The organism is Mesorhizobium sp. M7A.F.Ca.AU.001.01.1.1, assembly GCF_004022735.1.
Lineage (GTDB): Bacteria > Pseudomonadota > Alphaproteobacteria > Rhizobiales > Rhizobiaceae > Mesorhizobium > Mesorhizobium ciceri.
The window spans coordinates 1-6,038 of record NZ_RZPF01000393.1 but is presented as its reverse complement, the minus strand read 5'-3'; the positions used below and the strand labels follow the sequence as shown (position 1 = coordinate 6,038).

Genomic DNA, 6,038 nt, shown 5'->3' with positions numbered 1-6,038 from the left:
GGTCGGAGGCCGGCTGGTACTTGTGCACCTGCCGGTCGATTTCGAGAAAGCCTGTTACCTTGCCCATAGTCCAGTTCCTGCTGTCCAGATGGTGCGGTTTTCGCCGCACCCGTTAACCCCTTGAGGCAGCCATGGCAACCTTGCGCCGGAGGTCAAACTGTCGATGAAGATGGGCCGGGAAGCCTGGGCTCCCCGGCCATTGCAAAGCCTATTCCGCCGCAACGCCCATGCGCATGCGTTCCATCTCGATCAGGGCGCGGCGGTATTCGACCGGCATGATCTTGCGGAACTTCGGCCGGAACGTCGCCCAGTCGTCGAGAATCTCGCGACCACGTACCGACCCGGTGTAGTGCACATGGTTCGAGATCAGCTGGTAGAGCCGCTCCTCGTCATGGCTGGTCATGTCGCCGGAGACGTCGACGCGGCCCTTGTGGTCGAGGTCGCCGCCATGGTGCAGCAGCCTTTCCATCAGATCGTCTTCTTCCGGAACCGGCTCCAGCTCGACCATCGCCATGTTGCAGCGCTCGGCGAAATCGCCCGCCTCGTCGAGCACGTAGGCGACGCCGCCAGACATGCCGGCGGCGAAGTTGCGGCCGGTCTTGCCGATGACGACGACGATGCCGCCAGTCATGTACTCGCAGCCATGATCGCCGACGCCTTCGACGACGGCGGCGACGCCCGAATTGCGCACGGCGAAACGCTCGCCGGCGACGCCGGCGAAATAGGCTTCGCCCTCGGTTGCGCCATAGAGCACCGTGTTGCCGACGATGATGGATTCAGCCGCGACGATCTTGGCCTCTTCCGGCGGCCGAATGACGATGCGGCCGCCCGACAGGCCCTTGCCGACATAGTCGTTGCCGGCGCCGACAAGCTCGAACGAGATGCCGCGCGCCAGGAAGGCGCCAAAGGACTGGCCGGCAGTGCCGGTCAGCTTCACCGATATCGTATCCTCGCGCAGGCCCTTGTGCTTGAAGCGCTTGGCCACTTCGCCCGACAGCATGGCGCCCGCGGAGCGGTCGACATTGCGGATATCGACCTCGATCTTGACCGGCAGCTTGCTCTCGAGCGCCGGCTTGGCCAGTTCGATCAGCTTGCGGTCGAGCACGTCGTCGATCGGGTGCTTCTGCCGCTCGGTCCAGTGCACCGCTTCATGCGGCGCATCCGGCTTGAAGAACATCTTCGAGAAATCGAGCCCGCGCGCCTTCCAGTGCACGATCAGGTCGCGCTTTTCCAGAAGATCGGTGTCGCCGATGATCTGGTCGATATGGGTGTAGCCCATCTCGGCGAGCAGCTCCCTCACCTCTTCCGCGACGTAGAAGAAGAAGTTGATGACATGCTCGGGCGTGCCCTTGAAGCGCTTGCGCAGCACCGGATCCTGCGTCGCGACGCCGACCGGACAGGTGTTGAGATGGCATTTGCGCATCATGATGCAGCCGGCCGCGATCAGCGGTGCGGTCGAGAAGCCGAACTCGTCGGCGCCGAGCAGCGCGCCGATGATGACGTCGCGCCCTGTGCGCAAGCCACCATCGACCTGCAGCGCAACGCGCGACCGCAAGCCGTTCAGCACCAGCGTCTGGTGTGTCTCGGCAAGGCCCATTTCCCACGGGCTGCCGGCATGCTTGAGCGACGTCAGCGGCGAGGCACCGGTGCCGCCATCATAGCCCGAAATTGTGATGTGGTCGGCGCGCGCCTTGGCGACGCCCGCCGCAACCGTGCCGACGCCGACTTCCGACACCAGCTTGACCGACACGTCGGCTGCCGGATTGACGTTCTTCAGGTCGTAGATCAGCTGTGCCAGATCCTCGATCGAATAGATGTCGTGATGCGGCGGCGGCGAGATCAGGCCGACGCCCGGCGTCGAATGCCGGACCTTGGCGATGGTGGCGTCGACCTTGTGGCCGGGCAGCTGACCGCCCTCGCCGGGCTTGGCACCCTGCGCCACCTTGATCTGCATCATGTCGGAGTTGACGAGGTATTCGGCCGTGACGCCGAAACGTCCCGAGGCGATCTGCTTGATCGCCGAGCGTTCCGGGTTCTTGCCGCCGCCCGGCAGCGGCAGATAGCGGTCGGCCTCTTCGCCGCCCTCGCCGGTGTTCGACTTGCCGCCGATCTGGTTCATCGCGCGCGCCAGCGTCGTGTGCGCTTCGCGCGAGATCGAGCCGAACGACATCGCTCCGGTCGAGAACCGCTTGACGATGTCGGCCGCCGGCATGACGTCGTCGAGCGCCACCTTCTTGCGGCCGGTTTCCCCGGCCAGCTTGAGCTTGAACAGGCCGCGAATGGTCTGGGCGCGGGCCGTCTCGCTGTCGATCTGGGCGGAATAGTCCTTGAAGGTTTCCCACGATCCCTGGCGCACGGCGTGCTGCAAGGTGGCGACAGCATCTGGCGACCAGATATGCGCCTCGCCGCGCATGCGGAACATGTATTCGCCGCCGACCTCGAGGCTGTTGCGCAGCACGGGGTCGTTGCCGAAACCGTCATTGTGGCGGCTGAGCGTCTCGGCCGCGATCTCGTCCAGGCCGACGCCTTCGATCAGCGTCGCGGTGCCGGTGAAGTATTGCTGCACGAAATCGGTCTTCAGGCCGATGGCGTCGAAAATCTGCGCGCCGCAATAGGACTGGTAGGTCGAGATGCCCATCTTGGACATCACCTTGAGGATGCCCTTGCCGATCGACTTGATGTAGCGCGAGACGACTTCGTAGGCGTCCACTTCCTTCGGCAGTTCGCCGCGCTTGTGCATGTCGAGCAGCGTGTCGAAGGCGAGGTAGGGATTGATCGCCTCGGCGCCATAGCCGGCGAGGCAGCAGAAATGATGCACTTCGCGCGGCTCGCCGGATTCGACGACGAGGCCGACCGAGGTGCGCAGCCCCTTGCGGATCAGGTGATGATGGACCGCCGCCGTCGCCAGCAGCGCCGGGATGGCGATGCGGTCGGGCCCGACCTGGCGGTCGGACAGGATGATGATGTTGTAGCCGCCGGCAACCGCCGCCTCCGCCCGCTCGCACAACCGATCGATGGCGCCCTGCATGCCCGCGGCGCCTTCGGCGGAGCCATAGGTGATGTCGATCGTCTTGGTGTCGAAACGGTCCTCGGTGTGGCCGATGGAGCGGATCTTCTCGAGATCGCCATTGGTCAGGATCGGCTGGCGCACTTCGAGCCGCTTGCGGCGCGAATTGCCGACAAGGTCGAAGATGTTGGGCCGCGGCCCGATGAAGGACACCAGGCTCATCACCAGCTCCTCGCGGATCGGGTCGATCGGCGGGTTGGTGACCTGGGCGAAGTTCTGCTTGAAATAGGTGTAGAGCAGCTTCGACTTGTCCGACATCGCCGAGATCGGCGTGTCGGTGCCCATCGAGCCCACCGCTTCCTGGCCTGTCGTCGCCATAGGCGACATCAACAGCTTGGTGTCCTCCTGGCTGTAGCCGAATGCCTGCTGACGATCGAGCAGGCTGACATCCTTGCGCAACGCGCGCGGTTCGACCGGCTTCAGATCTTCGAGGATCAGCTGCGTGTTGGCGAGCCAGGTCTTGTAGGGATGCTTGGTCGCGATCTCCGACTTGAGCTCCTCGTCGGAGACGATGCGCCCCTTCTCCAGGTCGATCAGCAGCATGCGGCCGGGCTGCAGCCGCCACTTCTTGACGATCTTCTCCTCCGGCACCGGCAGCACGCCGGCTTCCGAGGCCATGATGACGCGGTCATCGTCGGTGACGATGTAGCGTGCCGGGCGCAAGCCATTGCGGTCGAGCGTGGCGCCGATCTGGCGGCCATCGGTGAAGACCACCGCCGCCGGTCCGTCCCACGGCTCCATCAATGCCGCATGGTATTCGTAGAAGGCCTTGCGATCGGCATCCATGAGCTTGTTGCCGGCCCAGGCTTCCGGAATCAGCATCATCATGGCATGGCTGAGCCTGTACCCGCCCTGGAACAGGAACTCGAGCGCATTGTCGAAGCAGGCGGTGTCGGATTGGCCGTCATAGGAAATCGGCCACAGCTTCGAGATGTTGTTGCCGAACAGTTCGGAATCGACCGACGCCTGGCGCGCAGCCATCCAGTTGTTGTTGCCGCGCACGGTGTTGATCTCGCCATTGTGGGCGACCATGCGGTAGGGATGCGCCAGCTTCCATGACGGGAACGTGTTGGTCGAGAAGCGCTGGTGGACGAGGATCAGCGCGGTTTCGAAGCGCGGGTCCTTGAGGTCCTTGTAGTAGGCCCCGACCTGATAAGCCAGGAACATGCCCTTGTAGACGATGGTGCGCGCCGACAGCGACACGCAATAGGCGCCGATGTCCTTGTTGTCGTTCTCGGCATAGATGCGGCCCGAGATGACCTTGCGCAGCAGATAGAGCCTGGCCTCGTATTCCTCGTCATCGGTAATGTCTGGCGTGCGGCCGATGAAGATCTGCCGATGGAACGGCTCGGATGCCACGATGTCGGGCGCCTTCGACAGCGACGAATTGTCGACGGGCACGTCACGGAAACCGATGAGCGGAAGTCCCTCGGATTGCGCCGATTCGGCAATGATGTCCTCGATATGGGCGCGAAGGGCCGCGTCCTGCGGCATGAACCAGTGTCCGACGCCGTACTGGCCCGCCGGCGGCAGCTCGATGCCCTGGGCTGCCATCTCGTCACGGAAGAACTGGTCGGGAAGCTGCACCAGCACGCCGGCGCCATCGCCGACCAGCGGATCGGCGCCGACGGCGCCGCGATGCGTCAGGTTTTCGAGCACAGCAAGCCCGTCCTCGACGATCTGATGCGACTTCACGCCCTTCATGTTGACGATGAAACCGACGCCGCAGGCGTCATGCTCGTTGCGTGGATCGTAGAGGCCCTGGGCGGAAAATCCGTTGGCGCTTCGGCCAATATTGGATCGCAAGGTGGTTTTGACGGTTGCCGCTTTCGTCTGCGCGGCCTGGCCGTTCGTCGCAGAGTGCGTCATGTCCGTCATCTCCTGTCCTCCTTCCCAGCCATTCAGGCGCTGGTTTGCCTCGGCAAGCGCTTGGCTCACCCTGATCCTTGTGGCACGTCTTGCGAAATCCTGTCGAACCAGGCGGCTTTCCGCATGGATCGCATCTGGTAATCGTACAGGCCAGAGTCTGGCTGTCCACCTGTCGCTCGCGGCAACAGCCGGAGAGGCCCAAATGATACGCCAATCCAGCTCGTTTTGTGCGACAAAATAAGACAGCACTACTGTCCTAAATTTTTATGGCAGAAATCCCGGACGCACACAAGACCGATTTGCAAAAAACTTGGGGCATTCGCGACAGAAAATGTCGTGAAGCTGAGGAAAAACGTAAGCTTCAGTCGTCGGCCTGGGCTTTGCCCGTTGGCTGGCTTTACTGTTTTTCCGGCGCCTGGCCCTTGCGATCAGCACGCGAAACCGGTCAACTTCAGTCTGATTTCCCCAACCCCCCGTTCTCCCAAGACATAGGCAGATGCATGTTCTTCGCTTCCGACAATTGGGCAGGCGCCCACCCCAACATTGCCGCCGGCCTGTCGGCCAATGCCGGCGGCTTTTCCACCGCCTATGGCGACGGAGCGCTCGACCAGGCAGTCTACCAGCGCTTCAGCGAGATTTTCGAACGCGAGGTCGCGGTGTTCTTCGTCGCCACCGGCACGGCCGCCAACTCGCTGGCGCTGACCGCTTACAACAAGCCGGGCGGCATTTCCTTTGCTCATCGCGAATCGCATGTCATCGAGGACGAATGCGGCGCGCCGGTGTATTTTTCCGGCGGCTCACGCCTGCATGAGATCGATGGCGCGCTGGGCAAGATCGATCCGCACAATCTGGAAAGGACCATCGGCCGTTTCGCACCGGAAATCGTCCATTGGGGACGGCCGATGGCCGTTTCGATCACCCAGTCGACCGAGGTCGGCACCATCTACGGCCTGGATGAGATCGAGACGATCGCGGCGATCGCCAAACGATATTCGGTGCCCTTGCACATGGACGGCGCCCGCTTTGCCAATGCGCTGGTCGCGCTCGACACGTCGCCAGCCGAAATGACCTGGAAACGCGGCGTCGACATCCTGTCCTTCGG

At 63.2% G+C, this 6,038-nt stretch carries 2 protein-coding genes; one reads left to right on the top strand and one right to left on the bottom strand.

Annotation, left to right across the window (positions count from 1 at the left end; genetic code table 11):
* Positions 1 to 208: 208 nt before the first annotated feature.
* On the bottom strand, positions 209 to 4,945 hold the full coding sequence (gltB, locus tag EN884_RS22100; RefSeq protein WP_063168950.1) for a glutamate synthase large subunit: 4,737 nt from the start codon (positions 4,943 to 4,945) through the stop codon (positions 209 to 211).
* Between the two features lie 491 nt (positions 4,946 to 5,436).
* Between gltB and EN884_RS22095 the strand changes: the two genes are divergently transcribed.
* Positions 5,437 to 6,038: beta-eliminating lyase-related protein (locus EN884_RS22095; RefSeq protein WP_245491966.1), on the top strand; the 602-nt coding region annotated here is incomplete at its 3' end.